Here is an 18,085-nt window from a genome sequence, read left to right as displayed (position 1 = left end):
ACTGTGGATACTAGGTTTGTATCCATAGTCATTTTTTTTTATTAAATAAAACAAAATTATTTGTTGACAGGAAATGTGGTTTGTGATATTATAATATTTGTTCAGCGGAAAACGCAACGAACGAAAAACAAAACAAACAAATAGGACATTAGCAACCGAATAGAGAAAGATAGTCAAAAGTTATGCAATAACAACCATTAAATGGTGTACATTAAGTCGTAAGACTTTAAAAATATATTTGAATGAAGAGTTTGATCCTGGCTCAGGATGAACGCTGACAGAATGCTTAACACATGCAAGTCGACTTGAAGTTCTTCGGAATGGAAAGTGGCGGACGGGTGAGTAACGCGTAAAGAATTTGCCTTTTAGTCTGGGACAACTGTTGGAAACGACAGCTAATACCGGATATTATGAGTTTCTCGCATGGGATTCTTATGAAAGCTATATGCGCTAGAAGAGAACTTTGCGTTCCATTAGCTAGTTGGTGGGGTAATGGCCCACCAAGGCGACGATGGATAGCCGGCCTGAGAGGGTGAACGGCCACAAGGGGACTGAGACACGGCCCTTACTCCTACGGGAGGCAGCAGTGGGGAATATTGGACAATGGGCCACAAGCCTGATCCAGCAATTCTGTGTGCACGATGAAGGTTTTAGGATCGTAAAGTGCTTTCAGTTGGGAAGAAAAAAATGACGGTACCAACAGAAGAAGCGACGGCTAAATACGTGCCAGCAGCCGCGGTAATACGTATGTCGCAAGCGTTATCCGGATTTATTGGGCGTAAAGCGCGTCTAGGCGGATTAGTAAGTCTGATGTTAAAATGCGGGGCTCAACTCCGTATTGCGTTGGAAACTGCTAGTCTAGAGTACTGGAGAGGTGGGCGGAACTACAAGTGTAGAGGTGAAATTCGTAGATATTTGTAGGAATGCCGATAGAGAAGTCAGCTCACTGGACAGATACTGACGCTGAAGCGCGAAAGCGTGGGGAGCAAACAGGATTAGATACCCTGGTAGTCCACGCCGTAAACGATGATCACTAGGTGTTGGGGGTCGAACCTCAGCGCCCAAGCTAACGCGATAAGTGATCCGCCTGGGGAGTACGTACGCAAGTATGAAACTCAAAGGAATTGACGGGGACCCGCACAAGCGGTGGAGCATGTGGTTTAATTCGACGCAACGCGAGGAACCTTACCAGCGTTTGACATCCCAAGAAGTTTCCAGAGATGGAGATGTGCCGGCTTGCCGGAACTTGGTGACAGGTGGTGCATGGCTGTCGTCAGCTCGTGTCGTGAGATGTTGGGTTAAGTCCCGCAACGAGCGCAACCCCTTTTGTATGTTGCTACCATTAAGTTGAGCACTCATGCGATACTGCCTGCGACGAGCAGGAGGAAGGTGGGGATGACGTCAAGTCATCATGCCCCTTATACGCTGGGCTACACACGTGCTACAATGGGCAGTACAGAGAGTCGCCAACCCGCGAGGGTGAGCTAATCTCTTAAAGCTGTTCTTAGTTCGGATTGTACTCTGCAACTCGAGTACATGAAGTTGGAATCGCTAGTAATCGCAAATCAGCTATGTTGCGGTGAATACGTTCTCGGGTCTTGTACACACCGCCCGTCACACCACGAGAGTTGGTTGCACCTGAAGTGGCAGGCCTAACCCGTAAGGGAGGGATGTTCCTAAGGTGTGATTAGCGATTGGGGTGAAGTCGTAACAAGGTATCCGTACGGGAACGTGCGGATGGATCACCTCCTTTCTAAGGAGACTACAATCTTTCTCTATTCGATTGATGATGTTCTATCATCAACTTTGGACATTGGAAACTATATAGTAGATATTGAGAGAATAATTAACAAATAACTAACAATTCAAATAATCTTTGAGTAGTTAGTCTGTCAAATAAAAATAGGTTAAGATATTAAGGGCACATGAAGGATGCCTTGGTAGTAAGAGCCGATGAAGGACGTGGTAAGCTGCGATAAGCCTAGAGGAGTTGCAATCGAACATTGATTCTAGGATTTCCGAATGGAGAAATCTGCTAAGATGGAGTCTTAGCACGAAAGAGGGAACCGCGTGAACTGAAACATCTAAGTAACGCGAGGAAAAGAAAGTAAAAACGATCCCCTAAGTAGCGGCGAGCGAACGGGGGTGAGCCTAAACCATATACATGTCAAGGTTACAGCCGTTGTGTATATGGGGTAGCGGGATAGTCTCTAGAAAGTCTGTAAAGCTTTCAGCATTTTGAAACACCGAACTGGAAGAACTTGGAAAAGTTCGCCGTAGAGGGTGATAGCCCCGTACAGGTAACCTGTTTCAAATGCGTAACTAATCCCAAGTAGCACGGAACACGAGGAATTCTGTGTGAATCAGCGAGGACCATATCTCGTAAGGCTAAATACTCTTACTAACCGATAGCGCATAGTACCGTGAGGGAAAGGTGAAAAGAACCCCGGGAGGGGAGTGAAATAGAACCTGAAATCATGTGCTTACAAGCGGTCAGAGCCCTTCGGGGTGATGGCGTGCCTTTTGGAGAATGATCCTGCGAGTTACGTTCAGTGGCAAGGTTAAGTTTAACGGAGCCGAAGGGAAACCGAGTCTGAATAGGGCGACATAGTCGCTGGGCGTAGACGCGAAACCTGGTGATCTAAGCCTGTCCAGGGTGAAGCTGTGGTAAGACACAGTGGAGGCCCGAACTCACCGCCGTTGAAAAGTTGGGAGATGAGGTAGGTTTAGGGGTGAAAAGCCAATCGAACCAGGAGATAGCTCGTTCTCTCCGAAATGCATTTAGGTGCAGCCTTGAGTGTTCAATTATGGGGGTAGAGCACTGAATGATCTAGGGGGCATATTGCTTACCGAAATCAATCAAACTCCGAATACCATAATTTAAGAGCTCAGGAGTGAGACTATGGGAATTAACTTCCATGGTCAAAAGGGAAACAACCCAGACCACCAGCTAAGGTCCCTAATTATAACTAAGTGGGAAAGGAGGTGGAGATTCACAAACAACCAGGAGGTTGGCTTAGAAGCAGCCATACCTTTAAAGAGTGCGTAATAGCTCACTGGTCGAGAGTCTCTGCGCCGACAATGTAACGGGGCTAAGTTATAAACCGAAGCTGTGGAATTGCGTAAGCAATTGGTAGGAGAGCGTTCTGTAGGCCGTTGAAGGAGAAGCGTAAGCGACTCTGGAGGTATCAGAAGTGAGAATGCAGGAATAAGTAGCGAGAATGGGAGCGAGAATCTCCCACGCCGGAAGACCAAGGGTTCCAGGGTAAAGTTTGTCTTCCCTGGGTAAGCCGGGTCCTAAGCCGAGGCTATAATGCGTAGGCGAATGGAAAACAGATTAATATTTCTGTGCCACTGATATTGAGTGATGGAGGGACGCAGGAGGTTATGCACGCTGGCGAACGGAAGTGCCAGTGTAAGCGTGTAGGGTGGTCTCGTAGGAAAATCCGCGAGACTAGATCTGAGGCGTGATACGGAGTCGTAAGATGAAGGTGCAAATACCACACTGCCGAGAAAAGCTTCTAAGCGTTTAAAGATATTAGTGCCCGTACCCCAAACCGACACAGGTGGTCAGGATGAGAAATCTAAGGCGGACAGGCTAACTCTCGTTAAGGAACTCTGCAAAATTGCCCCGTAACTTCGGGAGAAGGGGTGCCTTTCATGGTCAGCGAACACGCGTCGCAAAGCTGTGAGAGGCCGCAGTGAAGAGTCTCAGGCGACTGTTTAACAAAAACACAGGTCTATGCTAAGCTGTAAGGCGATGTATATGGGCTGACACCTGCCCAGTGCCGGAAGGTTAAGAGGAGGAGTGAGAGCTCCGAATTGAAGCCCCGGTGAACGGCGGCCGTAACTATAACGGTCCTAAGGTAGCGAAATTCCTTGTCGGGTAAGTTCCGACCTGCACGAATGGTGTAACGATCTGAGAGCTGTCTTGACGGGAGGCCTGGTGAAATTGTATTATCGGTGAAGATACCGATTACCTGCAGTAGGACGGAAAGACCCCATGGAGCTTTACTGTAGCTTGGTATTGGGTTTTGGTGTCGTATGTATAGGATAGTTGGGAGACTATGATGCGTGGTCGCTAGATTACGCGGAGTCAACGGTGGAATACCAACCATACTACATCGAAATTCTAATCTGAGGTTTGTACCCTCGGAGACAGTGCTAGGTGGGCAGTTTGACTGGGGCGGTCGCCTCCGAAAGAGTAACGGAGGCGTTCAAAGGTTCCCTCAGGTTGGATGGAAATCAACCGGAGAGTGCAATGGCAGAAGGGAGCTTAACTGCGAGACTGACGGGTCGAGCAGGTGCGAAAGCAGGACATAGTGATCCGGCGATTCCGAATGGAAGGGTCGTCGCTCAACGGATAAAAGCTACCCTGGGGATAACAGGCTGATTCTACCCGAGAGTCCATATCGACGGTAGAGTTTGGCACCTCGATGTCGGCTCATCGCATCCTGGGGCTGGAGAAGGTCCCAAGGGTTGGGCTGTTCGCCCATTAAAGCGGTACGTGAGCTGGGTTCAGAACGTCGTGAGACAGTTCGGTCCCTATCCACTGTAGGCGTTAGAATATTGAGAAGATCTGTCCTTAGTACGAGAGGACCGGGATGGACAAACCTCTGATGTACCAGTTGTCACGCCAGTGGCACAGCTGGGTAGTCACGTTTGGAACAGATAACCGCTGAAAGCATCTAAGCGGGAAACTGACTTCAAGATAAGTATTCTTTAAGACACCTTCGAGACTAGGAGGTTGATAGGTTGGGGGTGTAAGAGTAGCGATACTTTTAGCTGACCAATACTAATATGTCGAAGTTTTAACCTAATAAATCTCAACTACTATATAGTTTCAAGTGTTCCAAAGACATTTGAATATTGATTGGCAACGATAGCTATGAGGGTACACCCAGTAACATTTCGAACCTGGAAGTTAAGCTCATAAACGCTGAAAGTACTTGGGGGGCAGCCCCCTGGGAGGATAAGTAGTTGCCAATCTTTTTTTTTATTTTTTGTATTTTTTGGAAAATTAAAAGTGTGTTATAATATAGGCAAATGTTTCGGAAAGGAGTAGATATGAAGAAGATACTTGTTGTGAGATTTAAGCAGATTGGAGACGCGATACTTTCGTCGGTTATATGTAGCTCGTTAAAAGAAAGTTATCCAAATTCGCAAATTGATTATGTCGTGTATGAACATATAGCACCTCTTTTTGAAAATCAACCTCATATAGATAATGTAATAGTTATCACAGAGGAAGAAAGAAAGAATTTTCTAAAATACATAGCTAAGGTTTGGAAAGTGACAAGAACAAAGTATGATATAGTAATCGATATAATGTCTACACCAAAGAGTGAATTTTTTACTCTTTTTTCTCCTGGAGCTAAATTTAGAATAGGGAGAAAGAAAAGTTGGAGAGGTTATACGTATACACATAGAATAAAAGAACCATCTGATGACTTTGATAAAGCAGAGAAGTTCTTACAGATGTTAAAACCTATAGAAGAGAGTGGATCTTTTATAGAGTATAACCCAAATTATTTCTTGAATTTTAGTGGAGCTGAAAATCTTTACATGAGAGAGAAGATGGAAGAATCAGGTCTAGATTTTAATAAACTTGTGATAGCTTTTAGTATAAATTCTAGAAGATCAGAAAAAGTTTATCCAATTGAAAATATGGTTGAAATTATAAAGGGCTGTCTTGAGAAATATGACTGTCAGATTATATTCTATTATTCGCCAGCAGAAAAAGAGTTTGCAAAGAGCGTACATAGAACTTTAGGAAATGATGCCAGAGTATTTTCAAATATAGAGACTAAAAGTATAAGAGAGCTTGGAAACCTTCTTCAAAATTGTGATATGTTTGTAGGTAACGAAGGTGGACCAAGACATATGGCACAAGCTATAGATATTCCAAGTTTTGCAATATTTAGTCCAAGTTCATCTAAAAAACAGTGGCTTTCAAAAAATAATGAAAGACATACTGGGGTTGAACCTTGTGAGATGAATTCTAAAAACTATGATGAACTAACTTATGTTGAAAAATATAAATTGATAACTCCTGAATATGTCTTAATGAAAATTGATGGTGTTATTAAAAAGTTTATTGCGAAGGGGAAAAAAGTTGAAAAAAATATTAATATATAATGGTCAACTATTCATGGGTGGAATAGAAAGAGTTTTAATTTCATATCTACAAGGTATTTCAAAGGATAAAGATTTAGATATAACACTTCTTATAAAGGAAAATAATCCTGCTAAGAATGTCTTTTATAAGGATATTCCAGAAAATGTTAAATGTGAATTTATAAAGAGTGAAAAACTTGTAGAAATGAGAGAGAATATTTCTAAAAAAAGAGGTAATATATTCTATAGAGCGATGTATCAAATCGTTGTAGCTTATGAAAGACTTGAAATGAAAAGATGGTTAAAAGAGTATTTTAAAAATAATAGCTATGATTCAGTTATAGATTTTGATATGAGTCTAGGAAAATATTTAGATGAGGTGCCATACGAAAAAATAGGATGGTGTCACTACTCTTTAGAAGCTAAAAAGGGTAAGAAGAGGGAAAGATTTAGAGAGAGACTTGAAAAATATGACAAGATAGTTGTTATATGTGATGAAATGAAAGAGGAACTAAATGAAGTTTACCCAACTGTGAAAGATAGAGGGGTAAGAATTTATAATCCTATGGATATAGATGAAATAATTAGAAAGTCAGAGGTAGAAAAAATCTCTGGTTCATATATGGTTGCTGTTTCTAGACTTGTTCCTGGAAAGGGAAGATTGGATTTAATAGATATCTATTTAGACCTGAAAAAAAGAGGAGTAAAAGAAAAGCTCTATATTTTAGGAGAGGGTTCAGAAAGAGCCGAACTTCAAAAGAGAATAGATGAGAATGGACTTCAAGATGAAGTTTTACTTCTTGGGCAAAAAGAAAATCCATATCCTTGGATGAAAAATAGTAAGATGTTTTTACATCCGTCATATGGTGAAGGATTGCCAACAGTTCTAATTGAAGCTATGATTTGTAAATCAATAGTTGTGGCATATGATTGTCCAACTGGACCAAAAGAGATTTTAGGAGACGGAAAATTTGGAGCTCTTATACCTCTTGGAGATAAGAAGAAATTTGGAGATTCAGTATATGAAATTTTAGAAAATGAGAATTTAAGGGATGAGTTTTTATCTCAAATGAAGACTAGAGTAAATGAGTTTTCAGTTCATAATATAAAAGAAGAGTTTAAAAACTTAGTAGGAGAAAAAACAACATGATAAGTAGTACAGAGTATAGGGGTTACCAAATATACTATAGAATAACGGATAGAGTAGATACTCTTTCTCTTGGAAAAGATATAGTAAATAAGAAGTACAATGTTATAGATAGATATAAGGATACAGAGAGAAACTTTGTTGCTAGAGTGGAGATAGCTGGAAAGCAGTACGTTTTAAAATCTCCAAAGGCAGAGACAGTTATTCCTCAAAGAAGAGTTCAAACTATGTTTAAAAAGGGAGAAGCTCTAAATAGTCTTATGAATCTTAGTCAGTACGCAAAAGAAGGATATAATGAATTCATAGTTCCAAGAGTTGTTGTAGTTAAAAGAGGAATGTTCATAGAGGAAAGTTTTATTCTTATGGATTATATAGAGGGAGATATTTTAAGAACAGAAGAGGATATAGATTCAGTTGTAGAGATAGTAAAGCATATTCATAGTGCTGGAATATACCACGGAGATTTGAATACTTCAAACTTTATAAAGACTAAAGATGGAATAAAGATAATAGATACTCAAGGAAAAAGAGAGAGCTTTTGGAACTTTAAAAGAAGTTATGATATTTTAACTCTTAAAAGAGATCTTTTAGTTATGTCTTTTAATTATCCAGTGGATGAGAAGATGGAAACAAGAAAAGATAGTTTAGGATATATGCTAGCTTTTATGATAAAGGGATTTAAACAGATACCATTTGTTGATAAAATAAGAAATCTCAAGAGAGGTTTGAGAAATAAAGGGTGGAAGATATGAAAAAGAAGATAGTTTTTAGAAGCGGTAGTCTTAGAATGGGTGGACTTGAAAGAGTTTTAATTGAAGTCCTTCAAACTATAGATAGAAATAAGTATGAGATAATACTTTTTATTGAGGATGACTGTAAAGATAAAAATATTTTTGAAAAAGATATTCCTGAAGATATCAAATATTACTTTTTAAAATCACAAGAGGTAATACTTGCAACTGAGTATCATAAAGACAGAAAGAAAAACTTATACCATAAACTTATGTATAATATTATGATGGCGAAGGAAAATAATTTAGTTTTTAAAAGAACATCTGAACTTTTAAAAGAGATTGGAGATGTAGATTTATTTATTGATTTTGACTGGGGAGCAACTAAGTATATAGATAAATTAAACTTAAAAAAATCAGTAGTTTGGATTCACAACTCTATTCCGAGTCTTAAAAGAACTGAGAGTAAGATAAAAAGGTTTGGAGACAGACTTAATAAATATGATAAAGTCATTGCAATCTGTGATGAAATGAAAGAGGAGATAGAAACTATCTATCCATTTTTACAAGGAAAGGTAGAGAGAATATATAACCCTTTCAATTTTGATAGAATAGAAAAACTCTCAGTTTCAGAGGAGGGACTTACAACTTCTGAAAAAGAGATGTTAAAAGATGACTACTGTGTGGCTGTTTCAAGACTGGATACCAATCAAAAAGATTATGACACACTTCTAAAAGCTTTTAAGATTTTAAAAGATAGAGGTGTTGATACAAAGTTATATATAGTTGGAGATGGACCAGACAGAAAAGAGATTGAAGAGATGATTACAACACTGGATATTGCAGACAAGGTTAAACTGATAGGACTTACTAAGAATCCATATGTTTGGATGAAAAATTCAAATATATTTGTGCATAGTTCAAAATATGAAGGGTTGCCAACAGTTTTAATAGAAGCTATGATTTGTGATAAAGTTGTTATATCTTCAGATTGTCCAACTGGACCAAAAGAGATTCTTTCAAATGGAGAAGCTGGAGTGTTATACAAAGTGGGGGACTTTGAAGCATTAGCAGAAAATCTACAAAACATTTTAAAAGATGAGAAAGTAAAGTCAAATTTACTGGAAAAGACTAGAAATAGAAAAATGGATTTTAATAAAAATGTAGTTATCAAAGAATATGAAAAGATGATGGATAACGGGGGAATATGAAAAAGACACTTAGAGAGAAGATGATAGATTTATACTTTAAAATTAATCCTATCAGTTTTAAAAGTGGAACCAAAAAACTTTTAACATCAACGGATGGTATAGGAGACAATATCGTTAGACAAAAGATTCTAAATGAATTTTTAGAAAAATTTGGTGAGGATAATATCATAGTTATGTGTAAAGATAAAACTGTTCATTTTTTAAAAAAAATAGGATTAAAGAATATATACGTATATACAGATGCTCATAGAAAGACAACTAAAGGCAAGATAAGTCTAATAAAAGATATTGCAAATTTAGGAATAAATGAAATCATATCTTTAGAGTTTGATCAGCATGATATATACATAAAATATTTAAAAGATGTTGGGAAAATAACTGTTGAAAATAAACATCATCCAAAGATGAATGAGTATTACCATGAGGTATTCAAAAGAGATGACATATATGTTATGAAGGATATTTTAAGATTTTACAATGAGTATTTTTTTAAAAAATTGACTTTACAAGATATAAGACCAACTTTAAATGATATATATTCAAAAGATGAAAAATATTCTGATTTTCTCTCGGTTGGAGTCGGATCAATGGATCGTAAGAGAATGCTATCTCCTGAAAAATTTAAAGATATTTTAATAGGAATAGCAAAATCAAATCTTTTCAAGGGAATAGTTTTACTTGGGAAGGGTGAACTTGAGAAAAAATTTATAGATGAACTAAAAAAAGAATTAGATTTTAAAGAGTATGGAATATTAGATTTAACAAATTCACTTTCTCTAGATGAAACAATTCAGATTATAAACTCAAGTAAAATGTATCTTGGAGTTGATTCAGGACTTTATAATTTTGCTTTTGGATTAAATAAGAAAATAGTAGGAGTATTTACATCCAATACTCAGTTCAATCACTCTCAATACGATGGAATAGAGATAGTTATTCCAGAAAAAATAGACTCTTTAAAGGAAGAATACTTTGGAAATGGTAAAATAAATAGTGTTGATCCATTGGAGGTTATTAAAAAAGTAGAGGAGCTTTTATGAATTTAGTTCTTATTATAAATGAGAGAAATAATTATGCTAGACATTTAGGGGCAACTCTAATTTCTGTGCTAATGAATAGTAAAGAGAAGTGGAATGTAAAAATAATATATAGTAATTTGAGTGATAGAAGTAGAGGAAGAATAGAGGGGATATGCTGTAAGTTTGGTTCAACTGTAGATTTTATAAAAATAGATGAGAGCATCTTAAAAAATTTTAAAGTTGGAGAAAATACTCATCTTGATATAATAGTTTTTGGAAGACTATACATTCCAGAATTTTTAAAAGATGAGAAAAAAGCTATCTATATAGATTGTGATATAATAGTAGAAAAACCTTTAGAGAATCTATATAACTCAGATTTCAAAGGTAAATCAATAATAACTATTCCAGATGGAAAAAAGGATCAAAAATCAAGTCTATCAAGACTTGGATTATCTCTATCTAGAAATTACTTCAATGCAGGAGTAATGGTTATGGATTTAGAAAAAATCCGTGAAAATAAAAAGTTTATAAAAACAATAGAATTTTCTATAAATCCAGATAGAGAACTTCAGTTAAATGAGCAGGATGCTTTAAATATCATTTTTGAAGATGATTTTACACTTGAAAATGTCACATGGAATTATACCCATGGAAATTCAGAGGAAAATAATTTAAATATGGATGATATTTCACTTATTCATTATACAGGTTCTATTAAACCTTGGGATTGTAGAAGTACAACACCTTTTAAAAAGAATTACTGGAGATATTTAAACCTTACACCTTGGAAGGGATATTCTGAAGAAAATAGAAGTTTAAAGAATATTTTGGTTAGAGAATTAGTAAAGTTTAAATTGAAAACTAGAAAATATAGATATATTATGAAATTTAGGAGAAAAATTAATGAATAGTGCAGTTTTAAATAGAAAATCAGATAAACTAAATTTTATATTTAAAATATCTTTAATAATTTTAATAGTTTTACTTTTTTGGAGTAATAAATATTCATCAAGAGTTTTGAATTATTTGATACTTCCAATTAGTTTATTTAAAGTTTATAGTACCAAAAAATATGAAAAAACAGGTTTAGAGATATATATAGGATTAGTTTTAGGAGCAGTTGCTATAAGTGGAATTGATGCTTTTGATTTCAAAGGAGTTAGAGATAGTTTCTTTGATATGGCAACATTTATGATGATTCCAATTTACATCTCACAATTTAAAATAAAAAGTGATGAGAAAAAAAAGTTTTTACTAGTTGGAGCACTTGCATTTGTAAGTAGATTGAGTCTTTCATTTTTAGAAAAATGGGGATATATACAGGGACTTTATAACGGTGAGAGAATAAGTGGTGGAGTTCAAGTTTGGAGATATGCTCCGGTATTAATGATAGGAATTATTGTAATCCTATGTTTACTGACATATAGAAAGAATAAAAATTATGAAACAGCAGGATTAATTGCTCTACTTATTCCAACAGTTATTGCAATAGTTAGAACACAAAATCGTGCTAATTGGGTAGCTCTTATTGTTTGCATGGTACTTGGACTTATTTTAAAATTTAAAAGGAAAAGTATAATACCTATTTTAGTTGGAATTACATTACTTAGTGTAATGGTATATAAAAATCCAGAAAATAAATATGTAAAAAGGCTAGAGAGTATAACTAATCTAAAAAATGATAACAGTAACCTAGGAAGATTAGAACACTGGAAACAGGCCTTTGAAATGTTTAAAGGATCACCAATAAATGGAGTAGGATTTAGTGAAAAGAATTTTAAAAATGGTGAAATAGAGGAGAGATATATTCATGTTCCTAAGATAAAACATGGACATTCTCATAATAATTTCTTCTACGTATTATCAACTATGGGAATTATTGGAGTTATATCTTACGCAGTATATATGCTAAAGTTATTATATGTAACATTTAGAAATAGAAATATAGATTATGGAATGGCATTTTTTACACTTTTATCCATAGAACTTTTTGGATTTTTCGAAACACCTATAAAATATTTGGATTTAACAGGAATATCCCTTTTATTAGTTGGGTTTTTATATTCTGATTATCTAAGAAATAAACAATAAAAAAAGAGTCTAAGATACTGGAGGTATCTTAGGCTTTTTTTATTCCGTAAATGGAAAGAATATTATGTATATATATATTATTCTATTAAATGGGTATAGATAGGAGAGGGGGATGTTCATTGGGAAAGATTCATTTGAAGGCTCATAAAAAATATTATTTATTGGAGGACAAATTTTTTATAGTAAAAAGTGGAAAAGTAGTAACAAAGAGTATAGCTGCCAATGGAAAAGTGATATCTAATAATACCTGTTTACGAGAGGGCGAATTGGTATTTAATTGCTTTAAGTTTTTATCCAATGGTGAAATGGATTTTCCAGAAATTCAAATGGAAATTGAGGCGTTAGAGGAAACTATTCTAGAGGAGTTTGTATTTTGTAAAAAGGGAATAGTAAACAATGAAATATATAAAAATGTTTTTCTGCATTTGGTACAAAAAGTAGCTATAGAATTATTGTATCAACTATACGATACAAAGGGATACATACTTATGATACTAAAACTTTATGCTAATTCAAAAGGAATTTTTAATAAGAAAGAGATAAAACCAGAGAATTTTAATGTTGGAAAAACTCAGTTCTATAAGATATATCTGCATCTGAAAAATGAAGAATATTTGATAGAAGAGCACGGTGAAGTATATTTGAATCTATTGAAAATTGATAATTATTTATTAGAATTGGAGTGTTAAATAATGTTTATAGATAAGTATAATTTAGAAAGAAATTTGTTAATGCATATGCAACAAACAAGCAAATATACGGAGCTACTAGCAGAATTTATGAATTTTGATAAAGTGGATATAGAGGAAATGAAAAAAGGAGCTATGTTACACGATATAGGAAAGAAAAGAATTCCAGAAAAAATCTTAAATAAAAAAGAAAAATTGAGTATTGAAGAATTTGAAACTATAAAGCAACATCCAAAACTGGGAATAAAAGAATTGCATCAAATAGATATGAGCATGGTAGTCGTAAATATAATACTTTATCATCATGAAAAATGGAATGGACAAGGTTATCCCTCTGGCCTTATTGGAAATGAGATACCAATAGAAGCCAGAATTGTAAGTGTTGCTGATTGTTATAATGCACTACTAACAAGTACAAGACCATATAAGAGAGCTTTTACTCACGAAGAGGCATTAGAAGTTTTAAGAGATGAAAGTGGAAAAAGCTTTGATCCCTATATAGTTGCTATATTTGAAGTATTTGAAGATAAGATAAAACTTGCATTCCAAACGAAATGGGAGAACTAAAAGTTCTCCTTTTTATTTTCTAAATATATATTTTTTTAAAATTTCTAAATTGTAAAGTAAAAGAGGTAAGCTATTTTTTTTGAAATTGGTTTCGTAGATTCTATTGAAAATACCGATGTCTTTTCCGCAGTAGAAGGGATTTTTATCTCTCTTTGTAAAATCTATTATTCGGATTCTACCATCTTTACTCAAGATAAAATTTTTTGGATTAGGGTCGCCAGATATTATGTTATGCTCGTGCATTTTTTCTAAAACGTTAAAAAGTCTAGTTTTAAATGAGTTGTTTAAACGGCCTAACTTTTCAACTTCTATTCCATCGATAAATTCCATTAAAATATAGCTTTCTTTAGTAACTATTCCCTTTTTATCAGCAGCTAAATATATTTTAACTACCTTACTAAATCCAGCTTTATGTGATGCTTGAGATTTATCAAACATCTTTCTTGCAGTACTCTTAAAAAACATACATTCCAATCCCCTTGTTATCTTTTTCTTTGGATTTTCATTAAATTTCTTAAGGACATATTTCACTCCGTTAAATTCTAGAAAGTAGACAGATGAGTATTTATTTTGAGCCACAACTTCTGATTCAATCTCTTTAGATATAAACCTACTGAAAATTTCTTTAAACTTTTCATCACCATTTTCGATATAAAGATTAAAATCCCCTAAGCTATCTTTCATAATTTTATTCCCCCCGGATTATTAATAGCAAATTAATTATACTATCCAAAAAGAATAGAACAAAATTTAAAAAATATATGTGATATAATGTTTGATATAAAATAACGGGGAGAAAAATATGTTGAGAAAATTAAATAGGGTTGTTCAAGATTATTTAAGACCAAAGAGACTAGCTATTGGAAGATGGATATGGGACAGAAAAGAAAAAGTAGAAAATAATGGATACAAATCTATTCTATTTTTAAGGTATGATGGAAAGATAGGAGATATGGTAATAAATACTCCTATGTTTAGAGAGATAAAAAAACAATATCCAGATATTAAAATTGGCGTGGTTGCAAGAGACGGGGCAAAAGCTATTATTGAAAATAATAAATATGTGGATAAGATATATGACTATAAAAAGGGGACTGCAAATATAAAAGAACTGGCAAAAGAGATAGCTGATGAAAAATATGATTTGCTGATAGATTTTACAGAGATGTTAAGAGTTCAGCAGATGATGTTTATAAATCTTTGCAAAGCAAAACATAATATGGGTTTTGATAAGAAAGGGTGGAATCTGTTTGATTTGACTTTTGAAAAGGATGAAACTCCAAAACACATCACTAATATATATAGAAAGGTTTTAGAAATTTTAAAAGTTGAAAATATAAATATGAGTTATGACTTGGAAGTCAGTATGGATGTTAAAGAAGAAGTTAAAAAGATATTAGATGGAATAGGAGAGTTTCCTATGAAGATAGTATTTAATCCATTTGCAGCTAGTAAACATAGAAGTTTAAATAAAGAGAATATAGATAAGGTAGTAGAAAAACTTATAAAAGAAACTGATTCAGCGATTTTTATTTTAGCTACCAAAGAAAATTTAAGTTTAGTGGAACCAATTAGATATAAATATAGAGATAGAGTTTTTGTTCCAAAGCTTTCTGGAATTATGGCTGTATCTGAACTTATAAAAGGTTCGGACTTAGTTATCTCGCCAGATACTTCTATAGTACATATAGCAGTTGCTCATGATAAGCCAATAATTGCTTTCTATAGAGAGGATGTAGGGACAGATAAAAACTCAATAGTTTGGGGACCAAATTCAGATAAGGCTAAAATAATTTATGCCAAAGGAAATCATAATATCGGAGAAGAGATAGATATAAATAGTTTTGATTTCAAGGATTTTAAAATTTAATATAGTATATACTCAGAAAATGGCATGTTTTCTGGAGGAGAGATGAAGAGAAAAATTATATTTTTAGCGTCGCTTTTTTTTGTTTTAAAAGACTTTGGACTAGCCTCTGAATCTTTGAATATATTTTTAAATTTTAAATACTTTAAAATGGAAGAGAATTCTAAAGTTTTTTTAAATAAAAATTCTAGTGTTGATGGGAATGAAGTTCCACCGACAACACCTCCTATAGTAACTCCTCCAGTTCCACCTCTACCTGAGAGAATATTTTTTAATGATGTGTGGTTGGAAGGACAAAGTTTAGATACTTCAGAAGATTTGACTATAGATTCTACATCAGGATTTAGATACGGTATGGGAGCTGTAGCATCTGGATATACTTTGACAAATAAAAATACTGTGACAATAAATGGAAATTCAGAAAGCCTTTTAGTAGGGATGGTAGCATCAAACGGAGGAAAAGTAGTAAATGCTGGAACTATAAATTTAGATGACTTTGGAAAAGGGATGTACATAACAGACGGATCAACTGGTTCAAATTCTGGAAATATACATATGATAGGAGTCCAAGGAATTGGAGTATACGTTAGAAATAATTCTACATTTACAAATGAAGTCGGTGGAGTTATTGATGGAATTGGAAGAAGTGGAATATATTTATCTGGAGTTGGGAAAGTAGTAAATAATGGAGAGATAAATATAAATAATGGTGGGCTTGGAATTGAATTACATGGAAATGGAGAGGCCATAAACAACGGCACTATAACAATTACTGATACGACAGCAGGAATGTATACTATAGATGGAGGTAAAATTTTAAATTTTGGAACAATCAATGTGAATGCTGGTCCAGAAAATGGAGGGCTAGTAACTCCAAATGGAGCTATGTATGTACAAAATTCTGGAACAGCTGAAAACTCTGGAATAATAAATGTAAATGGTTCAAATTATTCTGGAATGACAGGACAAGCCGATGTTGTAGTTACTAATTCACCTCTAGGAACTATAAATGCAAATTCAGCAAATACATATGCTTTTTGTTTAAAAGATGGTGCTGTTGCTATAAATAAAGGAGAAGTAAATCTTCATGAATTTGGTTCTCTAGGAACAGGACTTCATGGAACAGGCGGGACAATATATAACTTTGGAAATATAGATGCTACGAATGGGAACTCACTTGGAACAAGTGATATAAAGCTTGTAATGGAAAAGGGAGGGACATTAAATGGTCCAACTCTAAATACTGACTTATATGTTGGAAATAGCTTTACACCTCTTTATTTGGATAATGTTGGAAGTACTAGACAGATAGAGCTTGGAGTAAACGGAGCACTAAATGGAAATGTATATTCAAATAATCCAATCTATAAAATATTAGAAAATAACAACGGAGTCTTAACGATATCTAGAATGAGTTTTCAAGAGATAATGACTCCAAATAACTTAGGAGATTATTTGGATAGCAACTATTATGAGAGTACTAATCCAACTAAGGATAATATCTATAATATGCTTTTAAGTACTACAGATCAAAATATTTTAAATGATAGAGCTTCTAAAATTTTTGGTTTAGATATAAATTCTACTCTTTTAAATCAGACACTAGATTCTGTGTATTACTCTTTAGATTCACTGACAGATAATCTACTTTTAAATAGTGGTGACGAGAAAGATTATAGTTATATCTTTGGATATACAGGGGATACTATAAAGCAACGAAGAGATGATTATGTAACTCCGTACAGACAAAATATCTATAGTGTTCATATGGGAGTAGCAAAGAGACTGAACTCAACTTTTAGATTGGGAGGAGTATTTAGCTATAGTAGTTCAAGAGTTAAATATGATGGAGATTCTAGAAGAGATGATGACATATATCAGGGAACAGGATTTGTGACATACAATAAAGAGAAAGTAAAAGGTGTTTTATCTCTATTTGGAGGATATTCTAATGGAGATTTAAATAGAAAATTAAATATAGATTATTTAAATTATGATGGAAAAGATTCGTATACATATGAGAATATAAATGAAAGTATAGACTCTAAAATTAAGAATAGTTATTTTGGAATAGATGGAGTTGTTGCTAAAAGATACTGGAGTGGAGATTTTTATTTGGAACCGAAAGCAAACCTAAGATACATTTATATATCTGAAAAATCAATTGATGAGAGCGGGAGTGATTATGCTCTTAAGTTAAAAAAACTTAATACATCATATAGTTTAGGAAAGCTTGAACTTGGTATTGGTAGAATATTTAATCTTACAAATAACTGGAAGAATGATTTTAAGATAAAGGCTTTGATTGAATCAGAACTTGGAGATCCTAAGAGAAGTGTAGAGTTTACTTTGGATAAAATGAGTCAGGATTCCTTGAAACTAGATATGTATGAGAAGGATAAAACTAGAAAGAAAATTGGAATCGATTGGGATATATTTAAAAACTCAAAGGAAAATTTAAGACTATATGTAAATTACAGATATGTACTAGAAACATCAAATGAATATGAAGTTTCAACAGGAGTTGAGATGAGATTTTAAAAAGTAGAGAAGCGGAATAATCCGCTCCCCTACTTTTTTTTGTTGCTGGAACAAAAGAAGCTTATCAGAATATAGAAACAACGAAATATCGTTATTTTCATT

Annotated in this window: 12 protein-coding genes and 3 rRNA genes; 14 read left to right on the top strand and 1 reads right to left on the bottom strand. The window is 34.3% G+C overall.

Features of this window, described 5'->3' with window-relative positions:
- Nucleotides 1-239 precede the first annotated feature (239 nt).
- The 12 genes from H3N56_RS06900 to H3N56_RS06845 all read left to right on the top strand — a co-directional run bounded on the left by H3N56_RS06900 (nt 240) and on the right by H3N56_RS06845 (nt 13,575).
- A 16S ribosomal RNA gene (locus tag H3N56_RS06900) occupies nt 240-1,753 on the top strand.
- A gap of 152 nt (nt 1,754-1,905) precedes the next feature.
- Nucleotides 1,906-4,819 (top strand): 23S ribosomal RNA (locus H3N56_RS06895).
- Nucleotides 4,820-4,872: 53 nt separating this feature from the next.
- Nucleotides 4,873-4,989, top strand: a 5S ribosomal RNA gene (rrf, locus tag H3N56_RS06890).
- Together the 16S, 23S and 5S rRNA genes form the textbook arrangement of a ribosomal RNA operon.
- A 78-nt stretch (nt 4,990-5,067) precedes the next feature.
- Nucleotides 5,068-6,138, top strand: a complete 1,071-nt coding sequence (locus H3N56_RS06885; RefSeq protein WP_185880493.1) for a glycosyltransferase family 9 protein — start codon at nt 5,068-5,070, stop codon at nt 6,136-6,138.
- Entirely contained in the window at nt 6,116-7,267 is a 1,152-nt protein-coding gene (locus tag H3N56_RS06880) for a glycosyltransferase (protein ID WP_185880492.1), read from the top strand. Before H3N56_RS06885 ends, H3N56_RS06880 begins: the two co-directional genes overlap by 23 nt.
- Nucleotides 7,264-8,016, top strand: a complete 753-nt coding sequence (locus H3N56_RS06875) for a lipopolysaccharide core heptose(II) kinase RfaY (protein WP_185880491.1) — start codon at nt 7,264-7,266, stop codon at nt 8,014-8,016. Before H3N56_RS06880 ends, H3N56_RS06875 begins: the two co-directional genes overlap by 4 nt.
- Nucleotides 8,013-9,206, top strand: a complete 1,194-nt coding sequence (locus H3N56_RS06870) for a glycosyltransferase (RefSeq protein WP_185880490.1) — start codon at nt 8,013-8,015, stop codon at nt 9,204-9,206. The genes H3N56_RS06875 and H3N56_RS06870 overlap by 4 nt, the downstream gene beginning before the upstream one ends.
- Complete coding sequence (locus tag H3N56_RS06865) at nt 9,203-10,246, top strand: glycosyltransferase family 9 protein (RefSeq protein WP_185880489.1); 1,044 nt, start codon at nt 9,203-9,205, stop codon at nt 10,244-10,246. Before H3N56_RS06870 ends, H3N56_RS06865 begins: the two co-directional genes overlap by 4 nt.
- Complete coding sequence (locus H3N56_RS06860) at nt 10,243-11,139, top strand: glycosyltransferase family 8 protein (protein ID WP_185880488.1); 897 nt, start codon at nt 10,243-10,245, stop codon at nt 11,137-11,139. The genes H3N56_RS06865 and H3N56_RS06860 overlap by 4 nt, the downstream gene beginning before the upstream one ends.
- Complete coding sequence (locus tag H3N56_RS06855) at nt 11,132-12,319, top strand: O-antigen ligase (RefSeq protein ID WP_185880487.1); 1,188 nt, start codon at nt 11,132-11,134, stop codon at nt 12,317-12,319. The genes H3N56_RS06860 and H3N56_RS06855 overlap by 8 nt, the downstream gene beginning before the upstream one ends.
- Before the next feature lie 119 nt (nt 12,320-12,438).
- Nucleotides 12,439-13,008 carry a hypothetical protein gene (locus H3N56_RS06850; RefSeq protein ID WP_185880486.1) on the top strand — a complete coding sequence of 190 codons (570 nt, stop codon included), beginning with the start codon at nt 12,439-12,441 and terminating at the stop codon, nt 13,006-13,008.
- A gap of 3 nt (nt 13,009-13,011) precedes the next feature.
- A complete protein-coding gene (locus tag H3N56_RS06845; protein ID WP_185880485.1) occupies nt 13,012-13,575 on the top strand; it encodes an HD-GYP domain-containing protein in 564 nt (187 codons plus the stop codon).
- A gap of 12 nt (nt 13,576-13,587) precedes the next feature.
- Here the strand turns inward: H3N56_RS06845 and H3N56_RS06840 are convergent, their stop codons facing one another.
- Nucleotides 13,588-14,259 (bottom strand): lipopolysaccharide core heptose(II) kinase RfaY, encoded by a 672-nt coding sequence (locus tag H3N56_RS06840; protein WP_185880484.1) that lies wholly within the window; start codon nt 14,257-14,259, stop codon nt 13,588-13,590.
- A gap of 118 nt (nt 14,260-14,377) precedes the next feature.
- Here H3N56_RS06840 and H3N56_RS06835 point away from each other — a divergent pair, with 118 nt between their 5' ends.
- Together H3N56_RS06835 and H3N56_RS06830 are read left to right on the top strand one after the other, a co-directional pair.
- Nucleotides 14,378-15,445 (top strand): glycosyltransferase family 9 protein, encoded by a 1,068-nt coding sequence (locus H3N56_RS06835; RefSeq protein ID WP_185880483.1) that lies wholly within the window; start codon nt 14,378-14,380, stop codon nt 15,443-15,445.
- Between the two features lie 42 nt (nt 15,446-15,487).
- A complete protein-coding gene (locus H3N56_RS06830) occupies nt 15,488-17,983 on the top strand; it encodes an autotransporter domain-containing protein (RefSeq protein ID WP_185880482.1) in 2,496 nt (831 codons plus the stop codon).
- The last annotated feature ends 102 nt before the right edge of the window (nt 17,984-18,085 follow it).

The organism is Cetobacterium sp. 2A (assembly GCF_014250685.1).
In the GTDB taxonomy this organism is placed as follows: Bacteria; Fusobacteriota; Fusobacteriia; order Fusobacteriales; family Fusobacteriaceae; genus Cetobacterium.
The sequence above is the reverse complement of the archived record's forward strand: the minus strand, read 5'-3'. Positions and strand labels throughout refer to the sequence as shown.